Genomic DNA, 21,102 nt, shown 5'->3' with positions numbered 1-21,102 from the left:
CTCGAAGCAATAAGCGCATATTCCGCGAAAGGCGCAACAGCAGCATGAGGGCAACCAGAGACCTCAGTTATGCGAATGGTGAGTCGATGTGCCGGCAGCATGCTCTTCGAGGTCCGGCACGAAGATGTATCCGCACCCGCGAACGGTCTGGATGAATCGTGGTGTCGACGGGTCAGTTTCCACGATGCGGCGCAAACGATAGACCTGAACGTCGATGCCGCGATCGGCGGACTCGGATTCCGCGCCATGAAGTGACTTGAGCAGACGCCGGCGGGTGAGTGTGCACATGGGAGAATTAACGAAAATCTGCAGCAGCGCAAACTCACTGGCAGATAAGGTAAGAGACGTCTCTCCGCTATTCAGAGTGCGCGACTGAAAGTCCAGCGTGAACGCGCCGAATGTGTAAGGTTGCCGTCGTTGGGGAATGCCCGCATCGGGTACGGCGCGCTGGCGCCGCAGCACTGACTGAATCCGTGCTACCAGCTCACGCGGGTTAAACGGTTTGCGGAGATAGTCATCGGCACCCAATTCAAGGCCAGCGATGCGGTCCTCTTCGTTGGCGCGGGCGGTGAGCATCAAGACTGGAATGTCGTCGCCTGATGCGCGCAACCTACGTAGTGCCGTCAAGCCGTCGACGCCCGGCATCATAAGATCGAGCACTATCAGGTCCGGGCGTTCGTGTTTGAGCCGGTGTTCGAGCGAACGCGCGTCATGTAGCACTGACACGTCGAAGCCCCACCTTGCCAGGTAGCGGCGAGTCGCATCACACAATTCGGCGTCGTCGTCGATTAGAAGAATCTGAGCTGACATAGGAAGAGAATAACGCTCACAAACGAGTGATGACCGGGGCCGCGACTAACCGCAATGCGAGCGCACCGCAGAAGCTGCAGCACACGATCGATCGAAGAAATGTAGGCGAATTTCATAACGCCAGGTGTTAGCAAATCATGTCAGGAAATGTCATCGACGGGGCCTGTTTTTCTGTCCGCAAACGCACGGGTGCACTCGCTTTCTCGCTGACCACGAGCGAGATCTGTAATATGAGCAGTCAGGATGGCATGCCCGGTACATACGGGTGGCGCCGGGCGGTCGTGGGCTTTCGCCAGTCTGTGTTGTGGCCAGCACAATCGATGACATCTTTTGACATATCTTTCCAACACATCCAGTGCGGAAATCCTTGTATATTCCGTTCGTCGAACCATACGGAACTGCATGCCGCACTGGTACTGTCTGAGGTGCAACGTATCGCCGCAGACATCAAGCGGATTGGTAAGCAGTGCAGGCGCAACTGCAGGCCGGCAGGCCGCCCGGCGCAGCCCGCTTCGACGAGATTGTCGCCGCCCACCGAGGCACGTGACGGCTGTAGCAAAGCCAAGCGGTTCGCCGCGTAGCATCGGAAACAGGAACTAAAAGACAGGCGTTATTAGAGGTGTCTGCTTAATCATATGTCAGATGATCTGCCAACCGGTCGCATCATCGTGCTTGACGATGATGTTGAAATCCGCAATATGCTGCAACGCTTTCTGACGGCACAAGGTTTCTCGGTGCGCGCGGTGAAGACAGGCATTGAGTTGGACGTTTTGATCGAGCGCTACCCGTTCGACCTGTTGATTCTCGATATCATGATGCCAGGCGAAGACGGCCTGTCCATCTGCCGTCGGTTGCGTGCTCGGAGAGAGACAATCCCCATCCTCATGCTAACAGCGCGTGGCGATCCCGCGGACAAGGTCGTAGGTTTGGAGATTGGCGCCGACGACTATCTCGCGAAACCGTTTCTGCCGAGCGAGCTGATAGCGCGGGTTCGGGCGATGTTACGTCGGCAGCAGTTTCAGGTGCGCCTGCAAAACGTGCGGGGCGAGATGCTGCTCGCAGGCGAGTCGCAATGCTTGCGGTTCGGCGCCTTCGGGCTGGACGTTCGGCGTAGAGAATTGATGTCGGACGAAGCGGGCATCGTCGAACTCGGCGCAGCTGAAATGCGTCTCCTGTGTGCGCTTGCGGAGACGCCAAACCGTCCCGTAAGCCGCGCAAATCTGATAGAGCGCGCGCGCGGGTCGCAATATGAGGCGAGCGCCCGCAGCGTTGACGTGCAAGTTCTTCGCTTACGGCAGGTGATTGAGACAGAGGCAACCTCGCCGCGACATATCCGCACAGTGTGGGGCCTCGGCTACATGCTCGTTGCAACCTCAAACTAAAGCGTCACCTATTGGACGCTCGAAAGTGACATTCAAGCCGCTTCCTCTGCTTTCCGTGTACACCGCGCGCGACGCCGTGGCTACCGCGTTCATCGGGTGTGGTCGTGGAATCGACCTATTATGGCCGGCTCGGGATTATGCATGGTTCGTCGTTCAGGCAAATTGAAGTGCGCGGCGTAAAGCCTCTTTCGAAATGCAGGCGCAGTACTTCACGATTTTTACGCATGGTCAACGTTGGGTATGCCGTGTGGCTCCCGACAAAGCGTCGAGCGTGCCGCGGCTACTCGGGTAAAACAACGAGGCAGGGTAGTTTCCGTCATGGCTTGCGCGACCGTTCAGCTATTTCAGGCCCTGTCCAGCGCCTTGATCGCAAGCGCAGCGCCAGCCGCGCGCGTCTCGACGTGCAGCTTACGGAACAGATGTTCGAGGTGCTTGTTCACCGTGCGCGGCGCCATGCCGAGAATGTCGCCGATATCGCGATTCGTCTTGCCGCGAGAGACCCAGAGCAGCACTTCGGCCTCGCGCGCCGTCAAATTGAAGCGCGCCGCGAGTGCGCTGCTGTGCACAGTGTCATCGGTCTCCTTGAGGGTGAGGATCCACTCTCCAGGATCGGGAGCGGAGGTTGCGCTCGCAGAACGCCGCACGTGTCCCGCGGTGAATTCGAGGACGGCGCCGGCCGGACTCCCGCGCCCGAGCCAGTCCGCAAACCAGTCGCGCAACAGCGGCGGCAACATGGGCTGCGCAACCGCTTGCGCGAGGTCATCGGCGTGGCTGGCCCGGTAGGCAGAAATTTGCCGTGCCGCTTGCGGACTCTGCCAGCGGATCGCGCCATCGGCGCCGACGATCAGCGCCGCCCGCGCATCGAGCGACAGTGCCGCGTGCGCATAGAGTTGCGCACGTGAGCGCTGCACGTGTGCGCCAATGCGCGCGCAAACCTCCTCGGGACGCACGGGTTTCGTCACATAGTCGATGCCGCCGACGCGAAACGCGCGCACCACATGCTCGCTTTCCGTCAATGCCGTCATGAAGATCACGGGCAGATGTTCGTGGCGAACGTCCTGCTTCAGGTGGCTGCAGGTCTCGAAGCCATCCATGCCGGGCATCATCGCGTCGAGCAACACGACGTCGGGCGTCACGCGTGCGAGGCGCTTGAGCGCATCTTCGCCCGAGAGCGCGACCAGCACCGCGTAACCATGTGCCTGAAGCGTATCGGAGAGAAATGCGAGGTTGTCCGGCGTGTCATCGACAATCAACACGACGGGACGCTCGCGCAGCCACTCGGGCGACGCATCGGTGGAGTCCATCACGCGCGCGTCAGACGTCCGCGGCGCGAGACAGTCGGTCGAGTTCATGCTCAAGCTCCCTTAGCTGAAAGCGTTCCGCCAAAGCGCGCAACACGTCGATCTGCTCCTGTAGCGCGGGCCATGTCGCGCGCGCCGAGTCGAGTTGTTCGATCACGCCTTGCAGGTAGCCGACTTCGAGGTGTGCGCGCAGCCGCTCGAGCACCGCTTTCGGCCACGCGAGGTCCAGTGACGCGTGCCTGACGGGCGGCGTGGCTTGCGCGGACGTGGACGGCTCGGATGCGATCCAGTCGAGCACGAGTAACTGCGCGAGCTTGTCGAGCAACAAATTGATCTGGAGCGGCTTCACGAGATATCCGGCGCATCCGGTCGCGCTCGCGCGTTCCCGATCGTCGGCAAATGCATTAGCCGAAAGCAGCACGATCGGGGCGTTCGACAACTGGTTTTCGCGGATCAGCCGGCTGGCTTCGTAGCCGTCCATCAGCGGCATTGAGATGTCCATGATGATCACGTCGACGCTGTGTGTCGCCAGCCAGCGCAACGCGTCGGGGCCGCTCTGCGCCTCGGCGACGTCGAAGCCGAGCGGCGTCAGCAGTTGCACGACGATGCCGCGCTGATCCGCGAGATCGTCGACGACGAGAATCGCGCGCTTCGGCCCGGTATAGCCGCGGATCGCCGCGAGTTCAGTGCGCGCGTCGGCTGCGCTGTTCACTGCTGGCGCGAACAGTCGCACGATGAAGCGCGTGCCGCGCCCGACCTCGCTGTCCACTTCCAGACTGCCACCGAGTGCCTGCGTGAGAAGCCGGCAGATCGTGAGCCCCAGTCCCGCGCCGTGATCGTGCGCATGCGCCGCTTCGCCTCGCTCGAACGGCAGGAACAGGCGCTCCATCTCGGCCGGAGGAATTCCGGGGCCGGTGTCGACTACTTCGAACTTCAACGTGTCGAGCACGTGGCTCACGCGCAGCGTCACAGTACCCGTGGACGTGAAGCGAATCGCGTTGCCGATCAGGTTGGTCAAAATCTGACCCATGCATTTCTGGTCGGTACGCACGGTGGCGGGCAGGCGGCCTACGGTCTGCACGTCGAAAGCGAGCGCTTTCTCGAGCGCCTGCGGGCGCAGCATTGAGGTGACGTGCGCGACGAAATCCACCAGTGACACACGTGCGATGTTCAGTTCCAGCTTGCCCGCCTCGATACGCGCGACGTCGAGCAGCCCATCGACGAGCGCAAGCAGATGTTCGCCGCTGCGGTGAATCGTTCGCACGGCACTGTAGCGCGTCGGCGAAAACTCCTCTTTCGCCTGCAAAAGCAACTGTGCATAGCCGAGAATGCTGTTCAGCGGTGTGCGCAACTCGTGGCTCAAACCGGACACGTAGCGGCTTTTCGCCTGATTCGCCGATTCGGCGGCGGCCGTCGCGCGCTTGAGCGCGGCGTCGGTTTTCTGGTGCGCGTCGATTTCCTGCATCAGCAATTCGTTTTGCCGTTGCGATTCTTCCTGCGTGACGCGACGGCTTTCGCGCTCCAGCACGAACCACCACGCCGCTATGCAGCCGACGAGAGAAAGCGCGAAGAATATCTTCAGAAAACTGTGGCCGATCGCGCTGTCGATCGACGATCCGTCGACGGCGAGCGAGGTCACACTCTGTGACCAGATCAGATAGAGCACGCTCGCGAGCACCGCGAGTATCGCGCACATGAGGCTGGCATAGTGCATGAGACGCAGCGCGGCTGGGCCGAGCCGCACGCGGGGAAACACGCGATGTAGCGCGCGATCGGCTTGCGACGCGAAGCGTGCGTGCGGCTTGCAGCGATCGTGGCAGCGCGAATCGAGCGAACAGCACAGCGAGCAGATCGTGCCGCCGTAGGCAGGGCAGAAGGCTGTGTCTTCCGGTTCGAACGCGTTCTCGCAGATCGCGCAGCGAAGCGAAGTGGCGTTGCCCGTGGGTTGGGCGGCGCGCGCGATGTAGTAGCGTCCGCGCGTGACGATCGCGAGCACCGGAGCACAGGCGACTGCCACGCCGAACGCGATGAACGACGACATGGCTTGTGCCAGCAAGCCGAACATGCCGCTCTGCGCGAGCATCGCGGCGGCGGCGGCGATCAGCATCGCGCCTACGCCGACGGGATTCACGTCGTACAGGTGTGCGCGTTTGAATTCGATATGACGCGGGCTAAGCCCAAGCGGCTTGTTGATGACGAGATCGGCGAACAGTGCGCCGATCCACGCGATCGCGATGTTTGCGTAGAGCGACAGCACCTTGGCGATCGCCTCGAATACACCCATTTCCACGAGCAGCAGCGCGATCATCACATTGAACACGAGCCACACCACCCGCCCCGGATGGCTGTGCGTCAGACGGGCAAAAAAATTCGACCACGCGAGCGAGCCCGCGTACGCATTCGTCACGTTGATCTTCAACTGCGAAACGATCACGAACAGCGTCATCGCGGGCAGCGCCCAGCTCGCGAGCCCAAATGGATCGAGCAGCAAGTGATAGGCGACGAGGTACATCTGGGTGGGCTGCGTGGCCTCCGCCGGACTGACTTCATACTGGATCGCGACGAAGGCGAGGAATGCGCCGCCGAGCATCTTGAGGGCGCCGGGCACGATCCAGCCTGGTCCCGCCGACAGCAGCGCGAGCCACCAGCGCGTGTGGTTCTTTGCAGTGAGCGGCGGCAGGAAGCGCAAGTAATCCACCTGCTCGCCGACCTGCACGATCAATGCAAACACCACGGTCGAGGCCTGCCCGAACGCGATCACGCTGAACGCGCGGCCTTGCGCAGCGAAGCCGGCAAAGGTCGTCCATTCGTGCACCAGACCCGGATGGTGCCACAGCACAGCCGCATAGGGCAGCGCGAACAGTACCAGCCACAGCGGCTGAGTCCAGCTTTGCAGCCGATTGATCAGCGTGATGCCGAACATCACGATCGGAATCACGACGAGCGAGCTCAGTACATAGGCGATCGCCAGCGAGATATGAAAATAGAGTTGCAACGCGAGCGACATGATGGCCGCTTCGAGCGCGAAGAAAATAAACGTGAAGACGGCATAGAGCAGCGACGTGAGCGTCGAGCCGATATAGCCGAAGCCCGCGCCGCGCGTAAGCAGATCCATGTCGACGCCATGGCGCGCGGCGTAAAAGCTGATCGGCAGACTGGTGAGCCAGATGAGCACCGATACGACCGCGATCGCCCAGACCGCGTTCGTAAAGCCATGGTTGACGACGAGACTGCCGCCGATCGCTTCGAGCACCAGAAAAGACACGGCGCCGATTGCCGTGTTGGCGACGCGCAGTTCCGACCAGCGTCGAAACGAACGCGGCGTGAAGCGCAACGCGTAATCCTCAAGCGTTTCGTCGCCGACCCACGCATTGTAGTCGCGCCGCACCTTGACGATGCGTTGGGTACTGGGCGTGCCCACTGACGGGTGACTCTCGGGCATGGAGATGATCTGGATTGGTGCGGAAACGATCGGATCGGTGTCTGATGCAAATTACATTCCAGTGCGACCGCGGGGAATACGTCAATCGACGTATTCCGGTTGCCAATTTGGCTTTCTACATTGCGTCCAACCTCGAACCAGCTCTCGCAAGAAGCGCAGGGCGACCGATAAGGAGAATGTGATGTCCGCAGACGATCGAATCGATGATGATGCTCGCACACCGTCGCCGTTGCGCCGGAAACTGATCGGCGGCCTCGCCGCCGCGCCGTTGATGGCGCTGGGGCTGCCACGTACTTCATTTGCTCAAACGCCGCCCACTGCCAAGGTGAACACCACCGGACTAGCGGTGACCGATACCACGGTGACAGTCGGCCAGTTGCATTCGGCGACCGGCACGATGGCGATCTCCGAAACCGGTTCGATCCAGGCCGAACGCCTTGCGATCGAGCAGATCAACGCAATGGGCGGCGTGCTCGGGCGCAAGATCCAGATCATTCAGGAAGATGGTGCCTCCGACTGGCCGACCTTCGCGGAGAAGTCGAAGAAGCTGCTCGAGAACGACCACGTCGCCGCCGTGTTCGGCTGCTGGACCTCGGCCTCGCGCAAGGCAGTGCTGCCGGTGTTCGAGAAAGACAACGGGCTGCTCTATTACCCGACCTTCTACGAAGGCCTCGAACAATCGAAGAACGTGTTCTACACGGGCCAGGAAGCGACCCAGCAGATTCTCTGGGCGCTCGACTGGGCATCGAACACGAAGAAGGCCAAGACGTTTTTCCTGATTGGTTCCGACTATATCTGGCCGCGTACGTCGAACAAGATCGCGCGCCGTCATATCGAGCAGCATCTGCACGCGAAGGTCGTCGGCGAGGAGTATTACCCGCTCGGCACGACCGAGTTTGCGTCGCTGATGAACAAGATCAAGCTCGCGCGGCCGGACTGCATTTTCGCGAGCGTGGTGGGCGGCTCGAACGTTGCGTTCTACAAGCAGCTCAAGGCGGCCGGTATCACTCCGCAGAAGCAGTTCCTGCTGACGCTGTCGGTAACCGAGGACGAAGTGCTCGGCATCGGCGGCGACAACTTCGCGGGCTTCTATTCGTCGATGAAATACTTCGAGGCACTCGATAACGAGAACAACAAGAAGTTCGTCGCTGCGTTCAAGGCGCGCTACGGCCAGAAGTCCGTGATCGGCGACGTGACCCAGGCCGCGTATCTCGGCCCATGGATCTGGAAGGCCGCCTGCGAGCGCGCGGGCAGCTTCGACGTGGACAAGGTGGTGGCGTCGTCGGCGGGCATCGACGTGGCCAATGCGCCGCAGGGCTATGCGAAGGTCGATGCGAATCACCACCTGTGGAGCCGCTCGCTGATCGGCCAGGGCCAGGCGGACGGCCAATTCAAGGTCGTCGCGCAGTCCGACCAGCCGATCCAGCCGAATCCGTTCCCGAAGGGCTACATGTAATCCGTCAACCGCAGCTGCGCGGCGACGCAACGCGCCGCCGCGCGAGGAGCGCTCGATGTCCGCCACCGACATTTTCAACATCACGCTGATGCAGGGCTTCGCCGGTCTGAGCCTGTTCAGCGTTCTGCTCCTGATGGGGCTTGGGCTCGCCGTGATCTTCGGCCAGATGGGCGTGATCAACATGGCGCACGGTGAATTCATGACGATCGGCGCTTATACCGTCTACATGTTTTCGTGGTTCTCGCAGAACGTCTGGCACGCGTTCACGCCGGTGTACTTTTTCTTCGCGATCGTCGCGGCGTTCGGCCTCGCGTTCGCGGCGGGCTGGCTCGCCGAATGGGCATTGATCCGCCATCTATACCGCCGTCCGCTCGACACGCTGCTCGCTACCTGGGGTCTGAGTCTCGGCATGCAGCAAGTGTTTCGCTCGACGTTCGGGCCGAAGGAAGTGAGTCCTGCGCTGCCCGACTGGCTGATGGGCTCCTGGGAGCCAGCGCCAGGCCTGGATATTCCAGTCAGCGGCATGTTCGTGATGGGACTCGCGCTGGTCATGACAGGTGGACTGCTGCTCGCGCTCTACCGCTCGCGCTGGGGCCTGCGCGTGCGTGCCACGGTTGCCAACCGGCCCATGGCCAACGCTGCCGGCATCAACACGCGGCGCACTGACCGGATGACCTTCGCGATCGGCTGCGGTATTGCGGGGGTGGCGGGCGCGGCGTTCACGGCGATCGGCTCGACCGGACCCACCAGCGGTTCTCTTTATATCGTCGATTCGTTTCTTGTCGTCACCTTTGGCGGCGCGGCGAGCCTGCTCGGCACCGTGGCCTCGGCGTTCGGCATCGCGCAGATGCAGTCGATCAGCGAGTTTTTCCTGTCGGGTTCGATTGCACGTGTTCTTACGCTGCTGACGGTCGTCGTGATCCTGATGCTGCGTCCGCAGGGACTCTTTGCGTCGAAGGTGCGGCGCGTGTGAGTGCGGGGCGCCGTGCACGGCTCATTCACTGATTAATTCGTATGGAGATGGACATGGAACCCATCCAAGCCGTGGCGGGGAGCGTTTCCCCGCGATCCGGTCCCAGCGCGCCGGGAGGCTGGCGCGCGCTCGCGATGCGGCTCGACGCGTCGGGTTACGTGGGCATCGCGATACTCGCGGTGCTGATCGTTGTCGTGTTTCCGCTTGTGCTGGATACGTTTCGCTTGAACCTGATGGGCAAGTACCTCACCTACGCTTTCGTGGCGATTGGCCTCGTGATCGCGTGGGGCTACGGCGGCGTGCTCAGCCTCGGACAAGGCGTGTTCTTCGGCCTCGGCGGTTACGCGATGGCGATGTTCCTCAAGCTCGAGGCGTCCGACCCGGCCGCCACCCACACGCAGACCACGCCCGGCATTCCCGACTTCATGGACTGGAATCAGCTCACCGCGCTGCCTACGTGGTGGAGGCCGTTTCATTCTCTACCGTTCTCGATCCTCGCCGTGCTCGTGGTGCCTACGGCTCTCGCGTTCGTCGTCGGTTATGCGATGTTCAAGCGACGGGTGGGCGGCGTGTACTTCGCGATCATCACGCAGGCGGTCGCCTTGATTCTTTCGGTGCTGATCATCGGCCAGCAAGGATATACGGGTGGCGTGAACGGGATCACCGATCTGCGCACGCTGCTCGGCTGGGACATCCGCACCGACCACGCGAAGCTGGTTCTTTATTTCGTCAATGCGGTGCTGCTGATCGGCGCGCTGCTCGCCTGTCGCTGGGTCCAGCGCAGCAAGCTCGGCACGCTGCTGCTCGCGATGCGCGACAAGGAGGACCGCGTGCGCTTCTCCGGTTACGACGTCGCGATGTTCAAGGTGTTCGCGTTCTGCCTCGCGGCGCTGCTCGCGGCTGTCGGTGGCGCAATGTTCACGTTGCAGGTGGGTTTCATGTCACCGTCGTTCGTCGGCATCGTGCCGTCGATCGAGATGGTGATCTATGCCGCAGTCGGCGGGCGCATGTCACTGGTGGGCGCGGTGTGTGGCGCGATTCTCGTCAACCTCGGCAAAAGCTGGTTCTCGGAGAGCCTGCCTAATCTCTGGCTCTATCTGATGGCGGCGATGTTCATCGGCGTGGTGATGGCCTTTCCGAACGGGCTCGCGGGTCTCTACGAAGAGCATGCCCGGCCGCGTATCCGCCGGTGGCTCGGCGCAGCGAACAAGGAGATCTGACGCATGAGCAACACTGACTTTCTGCTTGCGATCGAAGATCTGAGCGTGTCGTTCGACGGTTTCAAGGCGATCGATTCGTTGAACCTCTATCTCGAGCGCGGCGAATTGCGCGTCGTGATCGGCCCGAACGGTGCGGGCAAAACGACGCTGCTCGATCTGATTTGCGGCAAGACCAGGGAAACCGCCGGCAGCATCAAGTTCCGCAACGAGGAAATCACGAATCTCGCCGAGTTCCGGCGGGTGCGCAAGGGCATCGGCCGCAAGTTCCAGACGCCGTCGATCTACGAAAACCTGAGCGTCGCGCAAAACCTCGAAGTGTCGTTTCCGCGCGGACGCAGCGTGTTCGGCGCGCTCGCCTATCGCGAGGATGCCGAAGTGGCCGACCGCGTGCGTGCGGTAGCCGATGAGATCGGTCTTGCCGCTTCGCTCGATCTCGAAGCCGGGCTGCTGTCGCACGGCCAGAAGCAGTGGCTGGAAATCGGCATGTTACTGATGCAGGACCCCGAACTCCTGATGCTGGACGAACCGATCGCAGGCATGAGCGCGCGCGAACGGGAAGTCACAGCGGAACTGCTCGATCACATTTGCCGCAATCGCTCGATGATCGTGATCGAGCACGACATGGCCTTCGTCGAGCGGATCGCGCACAAGGTCACGGTCATGCATCAAGGCAAGATCCTCGCGGAAGGGCCGATGGCGCAGGTGCAATCCGATCCTCGCGTGATCGATGTCTATCTCGGCCACTGAATTTACACGGAGAACACATCATGCTGGAAGTCGACGATCTCGTGGTCAGCTACGGCCAGAGCGAGGTGCTGCACGGCATCGGATTTTCCGTGGCGAACGGCGAAAGCGTCGCTGTGATGGGCCGCAACGGCATGGGCAAGACGACGCTTTTCAAGGCGCTCATCGGCATGCTGCCCGCCAATCGCGGCACGGTGCGGGTGGGCGGCGCCGACGTGTCCAAAGACGAGAGCTACCGGCGCGTGGTGAAAGGGATCGGCTACGTGCCGCAAGGCCGGCAGATCTTCGCGTCGCTGAGCGTCGAGGAGAACATCCAGACGGGCCTCGAAAAGGCGCGCAGCCAGCTCGTGCCCGACGATCTCTACGCGCTCTTTCCCGTGCTGTTCGACATGCGACGGCGCAAGGGCGGCAACCTCTCGGGCGGCCAGCAACAGCAGCTCGCGATTGCGCGCGCGCTCGCGACCGATCCGAAGGTGTTGCTGCTCGACGAGCCTACCGAGGGCATTCAGCCGTCCGTCATCAAGGACATCGCGAAGGCACTCAATCAGATTCGCACGAGCCGCAACATCGCCATCGTGGTGTCCGAGCAGGTGTTGAGCTTCGCGCTCGACGTCGCCGACCGGCTCTTCGTGATCGAAGGCGGCCGCTTCGTCCATCAAAGCACCCGCGATGCAGGCGACACCGACCGCATCCGCGAATACCTCTCGGTATGAGTGCGGCGCACCGAACCGCATTTACTGACCCTCGAACCATGGAGCGAACGCAATGCCCGAGACTCTCATCAAGGTGGATCTGAACCAGCCGGCCTACGAAAACACGCAGGTGCACAACCGCTGGCACCCGGATATTCCGATGGCTTGCTGGGTCAAGCCCGGCGACGACTTCATCCTCGAAACCTACGACTGGACCGGCGGCTTCATCAAGAACGATGACAGCGCCGACGACGTGCGCGACATCGATCTGTCGATCGTCCATTTTCTGTCCGGCCCGGTCGGCGTGCATGGCGCGGAACCCGGCGATCTGCTGGTCGTGGACCTGCTCGACATCGGTGCGAAGTCCGAGAGCCAGTGGGGCTTCAACGGATTTTTCTCGAAGTCCAATGGCGGCGGTTTTCTCACCGACCATTTTCCTGCCGCGCAGAAGTCGATCTGGGATTTTCACGGCGTCTACACGAATTCGCGCCACATTCCAGGCGTGAATTTCGCGGGTCTGATTCACCCCGGCCTGATCGGATGCCTGCCTGATCCGAAACTGCTAGAAACCTGGAACGCACGCGAAACCGGCCTGATCGCGACCGCGCCGGAGCGCGTGCCGCCGCTGGCGAATCCGCCGTTCGCCGCGACAGCGCATATGGGGCAACTCACGGGCGACGCGCGTGACAAGGCGGCGGCGCAAGGGGCGCGCACCGTGCCGCCGCGTGAGCACGGCGGTAATTGCGACATCAAGGATCTGTCGCGCGGCTCGAAGGTGTTCTTCCCCGTCTACGTGGATGGCGCAGGACTTTCCGTCGGCGATCTGCACTTCAGCCAGGGCGACGGCGAGATCTCGTTTTGCGGCGCGATCGAAATGGCGGGCTGGGTACACATGCGCGTGAATCTGATCAAGGGCGGCATGGCGAAATACGGAATTCGCAATCCGATATTCCAGCCGAGTCCTATCACGCCGAATTACAACGACTACCTCATTTTCGAAGGCATTTCGGTCGACGAGCAGGGCGCTCAGCATTATCTCGACGTGACGGTCGCGTATCGCCAGGCTTGTCTGAACGCGATCGAGTATCTGAAGAAGTTCGGCTATTCGGGCGCGCAGGCGTATTCGTTGCTCGGTTGTGCGCCGGTGCAGGGGCATATCAGCGGCGTGGTCGATATTCCCAATGCGTGCGCGACCTTGTGGCTGCCGACGCAGATCTTCGACTTCGACATTCGCCCGAATGCCGATGGGCCCATCCAGCACATCAAGGGCGGTGTGGATTTGCCATGCTCGCCGGATCTGGCGAACGTCTGAGCCAACGCTACCAGGAGAGCTTGTCATGCCGATCTACGACTTCGAATGCGTGAGTTGCGGTCCCTTTTCCGTCATGCGGCGCATGGCGGACCGCGAAAAGCCTTGCCGCTGTCCCGAGTGCGGAGGGGAGAGTGGCCGGGTGATCAGCGCGCCGTCGCTAGCCTTGATGGCGAATACACGGCGCTCCGCGCACGCAACGAACGAGCGCGCGCAGCACGCGCCGCGCCAGTCCGGTGACGGGGCGCCGTTGCGTCATCGGGCGGGATGCAGTTGCTGCTCGGGTGGCAGCGCGAAGCTCGCGGGATCGGCTTCGGACGGACTCAAACGGCCGGCAGGACGACCATGGATGATCAGCCACTAGTGAGCGTGTGCTGAAGCGGAGCGGGCGGCCCGAAGTCCGCCTGCGATCTGAGGGACTTAAGGAGGATATGTCATGCGACATGGCGATATTTCGAGCAGCAACGATTGCGTGGGCGTCGCGGTGGTCAACTACAAGATGCCGCGTCTGCATACGAAGGCGGAGGTGCTCGACAATGCGCGCCGCATCGCCGGCATGGTGGTCGGCATGAAGCAGGGATTACCTGGCATGGATCTCGTCGTGTTTCCCGAGTATTCGACGCACGGCATCATGTACGACCGGCAGGAGATGTTCGATACGGCGTCGACGGTGCCGGGCGAGGAGACGGAAATATTTGCGGCGGCGTGCCGCCAGGCCAACGTCTGGGGGGTGTTCTCGATCACGGGAGAGCGTCACGAAGAACATCCGCGTAAGGTGCCGTACAACACGCTTGTGCTGATCGACAATCGCGGCGAGATCGTGCAGAAGTATCGCAAGATCATGCCTTGGACGCCGATCGAAGGCTGGTATCCGGGCGATCGTACCTACGTGACGGATGGGCCGAAGGGTTTAAAGATCAGCCTGATCATCTGCGATGACGGCAACTATCCCGAGATCTGGCGCGACTGCGCGATGAACGGCGCGGAATTGATCGTGCGCTGCCAGGGCTACATGTATCCGGCCAAGGAGCAGCAGGTGATGGTGGCTAAGGCAATGGCGTGGATGAATAACACTTACGTCGCCGTGGCGAATGCCACGGGCTGGGACGGCGTGTATTCGTACTTTGGTCACTCGGCGATCGTGGGTTTCGACGGGCGCACGCTCGGCGAGTGCGGCGAGGAGGAGATGGGCGTGCAGTACGCGGAGCTCTCGCTGAGCATGATCCGCGACGCGCGGCGCACGATGCAGTCGCAGAACCATCTATACAAACTTCTGCACCGCGGGTACACGGGCACGATCAATTCGGGCGACGGCGCGAACGGCGTGGCGGCCTGTCCGTTTGGGTTCTATCGCGACTGGATCGAAGACCCCGACGGCACGCGCCGCCGCGTCGAAGCACTCACGCGCCCGACGCCAGGGACGCCGGAGTGTCCGATTGAAGGGATTCCGAACGGGGCGTGAGGATTGGGTTCGCCGGGCGTTGTCACGCGCGCTGGTCAGCTACGATGACGTGATGAAGAAGACGAAATCGCTCTACCATGGCCATCGATTCCCGGCGTCAGTCATCAGCCACGCGGTTCGCAGCTACCCGGCCGCGAAAACAGAGATCCCTGAGCTGGCGAATGTGAAGCACGTGTTCGTCAAGGCCTGCGCGCGCGTGAACAACCGCGCTGAAAACAGCCATCAACCCCCGCGTGAACGCGAGCGCCGGATGCGAGGGTTTCGCTTGCCCGAACGCACGCAGTCATCTGCTGAGCGCCTCGCTCTATCGCAAACAGCTCGCCGCGCGATTTGAAGGGTGGCGTCTCTTCACCGGCGTTGCCCAAGCTCCGTCCACCGTGTTCTGAGACACGACTGTCCTTGCCGATATGTCGTCATGGACTCAGCAACGTGACAGCGCATTAAGCAGCGCTCAGGTGAAATCTTAAGAAACTGCCGCCTCGCGCAAAAGACGTCACGCGAGAACTGCTGGTCGCCTATTGGTTGCGTTTTTTTACATCGCAGCTCTGCGCATTTATTTTGTCACTGTTTTCTCATTAACGGGATGGCGGGCGGAGAGACGCGCGCGCTGGTTTCGGGCGATCTTCGCACACAGGGTTTTTTTGCAGCTGCAATTGGTGCGGAAGCGCACATACCGGTTGCCGCGCCTCCATGAATCATGCTCCGCATATCGAGCCGCGTAAATGCTTTCAATTTAAAAATCAAAGAATATAAAAATGAAAGGAAACGCAATGAAGCGATATTTCCATGTAAGAAAAAGGAAAACAAAATGAAGGCGATGCTCCCGGGGCTGGACATCCTGCGGTTCCTGCTGGCCTGCTATCTGGTCGTCTTCCACACGCTCGTCATTTACCCCGAGGCGAGGGCGATGCCAATGGCCGACTTCTTCAAATTCGGTGGCTGCGCGACGAGTATCTTCTTTATTCTGTCAGGATTCATTCTATCGCACGTTTCGGTGGAAAAGAAAACTGGCGAAGCGATGAAGGTTTCAGCATCGAAGTTTTTTATCAACCGTTTTAGCAATATTTATCCCATTCACATCGTTACGCTAGCGCTGAGCGTTGCATTAATGGCGGTAAATTCCCATCCCTTCGACACCGAACTGAGCAACCTCGATTCAGCACCGCCGATTGTGCACACCATGAGCGGTGTGGAAGTGGCGGTCAATGCGGTTTTACAGATCCTGTTATTGCAGGCCTGGAATCCCTTTTATCTGTCATTCAACATTCCGTCGTGGTCGTTGTCGACGCTGTTTTTTTTCTATTTATCGTTTCCTGCGCTCGCGCCACGCCTGCTGTCGATGCGCTGGAAGTCCACGATGCTGATGGCGATGTGGGGCGCCAGCCTGTTGCCGGCCGTGATCGTCGTTGCAGGCGGCTGGTATCAGGGGTGGCCGATCGGTGTGTTGCATACCAATCCGCTGGTGCGGCTTCCGGAGTTTCTGGCGGGCATTCTCGCTTACGGGATATTCGAGGCGAACGTCGAAAGCATTACCGGCATGATCGCGAGTTGCCGGTGGATCATATTCGCCGCTACAGGGGCACTTTTCATCGGCGCCACTTTTCTGTTTACGGCAGGAATGCGTTCGTGGGAGGTACTTCTTCACAACGGCGCACTCTTGCCCGCGCAAGTCGCGGTGATTTTTGTTTGCGCGAGCACACTGCAAAACGCGTCGCCGCGCGTGGCCGCCTGGACGAGACGGCTCGGCAACGCTTCGTTGTCGATCTTCGCGCTGCAATACCCGCTATTTATCGGCTTTCTCAAAGTGCAGAAGCTGCTTGGCATTCCGTATTCGCTGTTGTCATGCGTGCATCGACCGCATGTTTGCCGGGTGGCGGCAAGCCAGGTGCCCGTGCATTTTTCCGCCTATCCGGTCTATCTGATCCTGGTGCTGGTGATGTCGGTGCTGTTTCAGGAGCGGGTCGTGTTGCCGCTCAGGACCAGGCTGCGCCGCGTGCTGAAGAGTCGCTGGGACGCAGCGCGGCCCGCGCCGCTGCCTGCGACGTCGGTGCCGAAGACACAGTGAGACGCGCTGCCGGCCAGGTGCAGGCGTTTGCGCATCCCGGTCCCGCACTCGTCGATGTGATCGCATCGAAGCATGAGCTTGCCATGCCTCCGAAGGTCGAACTTGCCCATGCGAAGGGATTCAGCCTTTATATGCTGCGTGCGATATTGAACGGACGCGGCGACGAGATCGTCGAGCTGGCTCGCACCGAGCTCAGATGCAAACGGGCGCTAGCCCGATTGCCAACGGCTCGAGCCCGCGTCCGCGATCCTCCAACGTGTGCGCCTCAGCGCGCCAGCAACGAAACCGTCGCGATGCCGAGAATCGTCATGATCAGCGAAGTGCTCAGGTGAATCGCCACTTCGCCCGCCGCCCAGCCGAACCGGCCGTCCTGCAGACGTTGCACGACCTCCGCGGAGAACGTCGAGAACGTCGACAGCCCGCCCATCAGACCGGTGATGACGAACAGCCGCCATTCCGGAGTGAGCTGGGGCACACGCGCGAAGCCCGCGACCGCCACGCCGATGAGGTAGCCGGCGATCACGTTGGCGGCGAGCGTGCCGAGCGGCAGGTCGCTAAAGACCGGGTTAAGTCGAAAGCCGAGGAACCAGCGAAACAGCGAGCCGAGTGCGCCGCCAATCGCGACAGCGAGAAAAGACCAATACATGGAAGAGGATCGAAACCGGAATGTCGACAGACCGGTTGATGCGGGCGAGTTGATGCCGCGTCCGCATAACCGGGCGTAGCAGGCATCATCAGCCCCAAGGGCGGTTAATGGAGAATGCCATCTCCAGCCGCGAAGTCTAACATCGGCGCGCGCATTTGGGGACAGGCGTGTGATTCGCGCCTGTCCCGTTTCCCGCGAGCGCCGCCTTCGTTCACTCCGGCGTTGCCGAAATCTTGTGAATCGACAGATCGGCGCCGTTGTATTCCTCTTCCTGGTCGAGGCGCAGACCGACCGTCATGCGGATCACGCCGTACACGACCGTGCCGCCGAGCCCCGACACGACGATTCCGCCGAGCGTGCCGATGACCTGCGAGGCGAACGACACGCCGCCCAGCCCGCCAAGCGAATGGATGCCGAAGATCCCGGCCGCGATGCCGCCCCATGCGCCGCACAGCCCGTGCAGCGGCCACACGCCGAGCACGTCGTCGATGCGCCAGCGGTTCTGCACGCAGGTGAACATGTAGACGAACAGCACGCCGGCGATACCGCCCGTGACCAGCGCGCCGAGCGGATGCATGATGTCCGAGCCCGCGCACACCGCGACGAGCCCGGCGAGCGGGCCGTTGTACGTGAAGCCCGGGTCGTTGCGGCCCGCGAACCACGCGCTCAGCGTGCCGCCGACCATCGCCATCAGCGAATTGACCGCGACGAGGCCGCTGATCTTGTCGAGCGTCTGCGAGCTCATCACGTTGAAGCCGAACCAGCCGACCGTCAGCACCCATGCGCCGAGCGCGAGAAACGGAATGTTCGACGGCGGATGCGCGGCGATACCGCCGTCGCGGTGATAGCGACCGTGGCGCGCGCCGAGCAGCAGCACGGCCGGCAGCGCGACCCAGCCGCCGAACGCGTGCACCACCACCGAGCCCGCGAAGTCATGGAACGGCGCACCGAAAGCCTGCGTGAGCCAGTCCTGGATGCCGAAGCGGTCATTCCACGCGATGCCTTCGAAGAACGGATAGATGAAACCGACCAGCACGAACGTCGCGAACAGCTGCGGATTGAACTTGGAGCGCTCGGCGATGCCACCCGACACGATCGCGGGGATCGCGGCGGCGAACGTCAGCAGGAAGAAAAAGCGCACGAGCGCATAGCCGTTGTGCTGGGCGAGCGTCGCCGCGCTGTCGAAAAACTGCACGCCGTATGCGATCGTGTAGCCGATGAAGAAGTACGCGATCGTCGAGACCGCGAAGTCCACCAGAATTTTGACCAGCGCATTCACCTGATTCTTCTTGCGCACGGTGCCAAGCTCCAGGAAGGCGAATCCCGCGTGCATCGCCAGCACCATGGCGGCGCCGATCAAAAGAAACTCGGTATCGGCGCCGTATTTCAGACTTTCCATCGATATGTCCCGCTTATGCCAAAAAAGTGCGCTATGTCAGCAAGAAGCGGGCCAAAGCTGTGCTGGTCGCGTCGACACGGTGCAATCGGGCACCGGGATGGGTATCCGGTGGGTTCTGAGTCATGCGCCGCCGAGCGCGTCATGCACCTTAACAGAGAGGAAGAGCACCATACAAGTGCATAAATCGACGCCCTTGCGCAGATTGACCCGGACGAGGGCGAAATATTCGATTTAAATTACATTTTCATTCGGCATCCTGACGCAGCGAGATGCTGGCCGGCCGTGTCGATGCCCATTTCTGGCGCACTGTGCGCGAACGGCAGAAGCTGCCGTCGACGCGTTCGTGTCCCTCTTTCTTTTCCCGCGCAAACGCCGACATAATGTGCCGACCCCGTCCAGGATCCACCGGCCAACCCCTCACATGGGCACGCATGAGACTGACCACAAAAGGCCTGCTTCTGATCGCGATCCCGGCCGTTTTCGAACTCGCGCTGCTCTCCGGTGTTGTGAAGGCCCAGACCGATGCGACGATGGCGGAGCGCTGGACGATGCATAGCGAGGAGGTGTTGCGCCAGACCACGGAGATCCTCGATCCGGTGCTGGCCGAATCGGTCGCGCTGCGGGGCGCGGTGCTCGCCAACGACGCGCATTTCACCACCCCGATCGCGGTATGGATAGACGTCGACCGGCGCATCGACGAGCTCGCCGAACTCGTCGCGGACGATCCGGCGCAGGTCGAGCGCGTGGCCGAGGTGCGCCAGGCGGTGCAGGCGTACCGCCAGTGGTCCGACCGGATCCAGGACATGCTGCACGCCGGGCGGACCGGCGAGATTCTCGCGCGCTTTCACGATCTCACCCGGGCCGACGTGCTCGATCATTTCCGTGTGGAGGTGAGCGCGTTCCAGGCCGAGGAGCGCCGTCTCGATAGCTCGCGCTCGAATGCCGTCGCCGCCGTGCGCGAACGGGAACAGACGCTGATCGTCGCGGCCGCGTTGGGCTCGCTGCTGTTCGTCGCGCTCGCCGTCTGGATGTTCACGCGCGGCGTGCGCGGCCGGCTCGCGCTGCTGTCCGACAACGCGGGCCGGCTCGCCGGCAACGAGCCGCTCGCGCCGCTCGGCGCGGGTAGCGATGAAATCGCGCGGCTCGATCTGACCTTGCACGAGACGAGCCGCCGACTGCTCGAAGCCGAGCGCATCGAAGCGCGCTTTCACGCGGACCTCGAGCGGCGCGCCGCCGAGCTCGCGCACAGCAACGAGACGCTGCACCAGCAAACCCAGGAAAACGAAATGTTCATCTACAGCGTGTCGCACGACCTGCGCGCGCCGCTCGTGAACCTGCAGGGATTTTCCAGGGAGCTGATTCGCGCAAGCGACGAGTTGCGCGACGCGGTGCGCGGTTCGTCGCTCGCGATCAGCACGCGCGAGCGGATCGAGCGCATCGTCGACGAGGACATCGGCGAGGCGCTGCATTATCTGCAGACCGCGGTGCTGCGCGCGTCGCACATCATCGACGCGCTGCTGCGGCTGTCGCGGGTCGGGCGGGTCGAGTACCGGCGCCAGAATGTCGATGTGCGCGACATCGTGCAACGTGTCGTCGATGCGATGCAGGGCTCGATCCGTGCGCGGCGCGCGCGCGTGACGGTCGGCGAACTGCCCGCGGTATGGGGCGATCCGACCGCGCTCGAACAGATCTTCGCAAACCTGATTGGCAACGCGGTCAACTATCTGGACCCGGCGCGCGAGGGCAGCGTCGAAATCGGCACGACGCCTGCGCCGCCGGGCGTGCATTCGCTGCGGATCTTCTACGTGCGCGACAACGGCCTCGGTATCCCGGCGATCGCGCTGCCGCGCCTGTTCACCGCGTTCCAGCGGCTGCACGGCAATGCCGCGGCCGGCGAGGGCATCGGCCTCGCGCTCGTGCGGCGGATGGTCGAGCGACATGGCGGCCGCGTGTGGGCGGAATCGAAGGAGGGGGTAGGCACGACGTTCTATCTGTCGCTGCCAGAGGCGGGTGCTGCGGGCGCGAAACCGGCCGCGGCTGGCGCGGCTGCGCTCGCCGCGGCGGGTCCGGCTCCGGCGGCGCGCGGTGCGCGTCAGAGTGTGCCGGGCGCTGCGGGACCAGGCTTGGGCGCAGGCAGCGGGTCGTCCGCGCGTTCGATCGACGCGGTGCGAGGAATCAGCACGCGGTAGGGGGCGCTCGAT

General features: G+C 62.1%; 16 protein-coding genes, 2 pseudogenes and 1 riboswitch. Of the genes and pseudogenes, 13 read left to right on the top strand and 5 right to left on the bottom strand.

The features are described from left to right. Positions 1-63: 63 nt before the first annotated feature. Complete coding sequence (locus tag HWY30_RS11605; protein WP_090804060.1) at positions 64-810, bottom strand: response regulator; 747 nt, start codon at positions 808-810, stop codon at positions 64-66. A gap of 635 nt (positions 811-1,445) precedes the next feature. On the opposite strand from HWY30_RS11605, the gene HWY30_RS11600 reads away from it, so the two are divergent. Further along, complete coding sequence (locus tag HWY30_RS11600; protein WP_090804062.1) at positions 1,446-2,192, top strand: response regulator; 747 nt, start codon at positions 1,446-1,448, stop codon at positions 2,190-2,192. 344 nt (positions 2,193-2,536) lie between these two features. Here the strand turns inward: HWY30_RS11600 and HWY30_RS11595 are convergent, their stop codons facing one another. Together HWY30_RS11595 and HWY30_RS11590 are read right to left on the bottom strand one after the other, a co-directional pair. Continuing rightward, a complete protein-coding gene (locus HWY30_RS11595) occupies positions 2,537-3,496 on the bottom strand; it encodes a response regulator transcription factor (RefSeq protein ID WP_244144877.1) in 960 nt (319 codons plus the stop codon). Between the two features lie 10 nt (positions 3,497-3,506). Beyond that, on the bottom strand, positions 3,507-6,935 hold the full coding sequence (locus HWY30_RS11590) for a hybrid sensor histidine kinase/response regulator (protein ID WP_090804066.1): 3,429 nt from the start codon (positions 6,933-6,935) through the stop codon (positions 3,507-3,509). Positions 6,936-7,116: 181 nt separating this feature from the next. Here HWY30_RS11590 and urtA point away from each other — a divergent pair, with 181 nt between their 5' ends. The 11 genes and pseudogenes from urtA to HWY30_RS11535 form a co-directional block, all read left to right on the top strand. After that, positions 7,117-8,391: an urea ABC transporter substrate-binding protein gene (gene urtA / locus HWY30_RS11585; protein WP_090804068.1), complete on the top strand. Its 1,275-nt coding sequence runs from the start codon at positions 7,117-7,119 to the stop codon at positions 8,389-8,391. Between the two features lie 55 nt (positions 8,392-8,446). Further along, positions 8,447-9,364 (top strand): urea ABC transporter permease subunit UrtB, encoded by a 918-nt coding sequence (gene urtB, locus HWY30_RS11580; RefSeq protein WP_090804070.1) that lies wholly within the window; start codon positions 8,447-8,449, stop codon positions 9,362-9,364. A gap of 53 nt (positions 9,365-9,417) precedes the next feature. Continuing rightward, on the top strand, positions 9,418-10,584 hold the full coding sequence (gene urtC / locus HWY30_RS11575) for an urea ABC transporter permease subunit UrtC (RefSeq protein ID WP_090805691.1): 1,167 nt from the start codon (positions 9,418-9,420) through the stop codon (positions 10,582-10,584). Positions 10,585-10,587: 3 nt separating this feature from the next. Continuing rightward, a complete protein-coding gene (gene urtD / locus HWY30_RS11570; RefSeq protein WP_090804072.1) occupies positions 10,588-11,331 on the top strand; it encodes an urea ABC transporter ATP-binding protein UrtD in 744 nt (247 codons plus the stop codon). A 20-nt stretch (positions 11,332-11,351) separates the two neighbouring features. Further along, positions 11,352-12,041 (top strand): urea ABC transporter ATP-binding subunit UrtE, encoded by a 690-nt coding sequence (gene urtE, locus HWY30_RS11565; RefSeq protein ID WP_090804074.1) that lies wholly within the window; start codon positions 11,352-11,354, stop codon positions 12,039-12,041. Positions 12,042-12,093: 52 nt separating this feature from the next. Continuing rightward, positions 12,094-13,332, top strand: coding sequence for a formamidase (fmdA, locus tag HWY30_RS11560; protein ID WP_090804075.1), 1,239 nt, complete (start codon positions 12,094-12,096; stop codon positions 13,330-13,332). Positions 13,333-13,357: 25 nt separating this feature from the next. After that, positions 13,358-13,693, top strand: coding sequence for an FmdB family zinc ribbon protein (locus HWY30_RS11555; RefSeq protein ID WP_090804077.1), 336 nt, complete (start codon positions 13,358-13,360; stop codon positions 13,691-13,693). A gap of 72 nt (positions 13,694-13,765) precedes the next feature. Next, positions 13,766-14,791, top strand: a complete 1,026-nt coding sequence (locus HWY30_RS11550) for an aliphatic amidase (RefSeq protein ID WP_090804078.1) — start codon at positions 13,766-13,768, stop codon at positions 14,789-14,791. 91 nt (positions 14,792-14,882) lie between these two features. After that, positions 14,883-15,177, top strand: a pseudogene (locus HWY30_RS11545) (IS6 family transposase); the annotation flags it as partial. Positions 15,178-15,599: 422 nt separating this feature from the next. Further along, complete coding sequence (locus HWY30_RS11540) at positions 15,600-16,856, top strand: acyltransferase family protein (RefSeq protein ID WP_167368636.1); 1,257 nt, start codon at positions 15,600-15,602, stop codon at positions 16,854-16,856. Between the two features lie 23 nt (positions 16,857-16,879). Beyond that, positions 16,880-17,053, top strand: a pseudogene (locus HWY30_RS11535) (ubiquinone-dependent pyruvate dehydrogenase); the annotation flags it as partial. A gap of 68 nt (positions 17,054-17,121) precedes the next feature. On the opposite strand, the gene crcB reads toward HWY30_RS11535, so the two are convergent. Both crcB and HWY30_RS11525 read right to left on the bottom strand, forming a co-directional pair. Further along, positions 17,122-17,502: a fluoride efflux transporter CrcB gene (gene crcB / locus HWY30_RS11530; RefSeq protein ID WP_090804083.1), complete on the bottom strand. Its 381-nt coding sequence runs from the start codon at positions 17,500-17,502 to the stop codon at positions 17,122-17,124. A gap of 72 nt (positions 17,503-17,574) precedes the next feature. Beyond that, positions 17,575-17,636: riboswitch (Fluoride riboswitch) on the bottom strand. Between the two features lie 77 nt (positions 17,637-17,713). Next, positions 17,714-18,901 carry an ammonium transporter gene (locus HWY30_RS11525; protein WP_090804085.1) on the bottom strand — a complete coding sequence of 396 codons (1,188 nt, stop codon included), beginning with the start codon at positions 18,899-18,901 and terminating at the stop codon, positions 17,714-17,716. Positions 18,902-19,332: 431 nt separating this feature from the next. Between HWY30_RS11525 and HWY30_RS11520 the strand changes: the two genes are divergently transcribed. Then, positions 19,333-21,090 (top strand): sensor histidine kinase, encoded by a 1,758-nt coding sequence (locus tag HWY30_RS11520; RefSeq protein WP_090804087.1) that lies wholly within the window; start codon positions 19,333-19,335, stop codon positions 21,088-21,090. The last annotated feature ends 12 nt before the right edge of the window (positions 21,091-21,102 follow it).

Source organism: Paraburkholderia tuberum STM678 (assembly GCF_902833905.1).
In the GTDB taxonomy this organism is placed as follows: domain Bacteria; phylum Pseudomonadota; class Gammaproteobacteria; order Burkholderiales; family Burkholderiaceae; genus Paraburkholderia; species Paraburkholderia tuberum.
The sequence above is the reverse complement of the archived record's forward strand: the minus strand, read 5'-3'. Positions and strand labels throughout refer to the sequence as shown.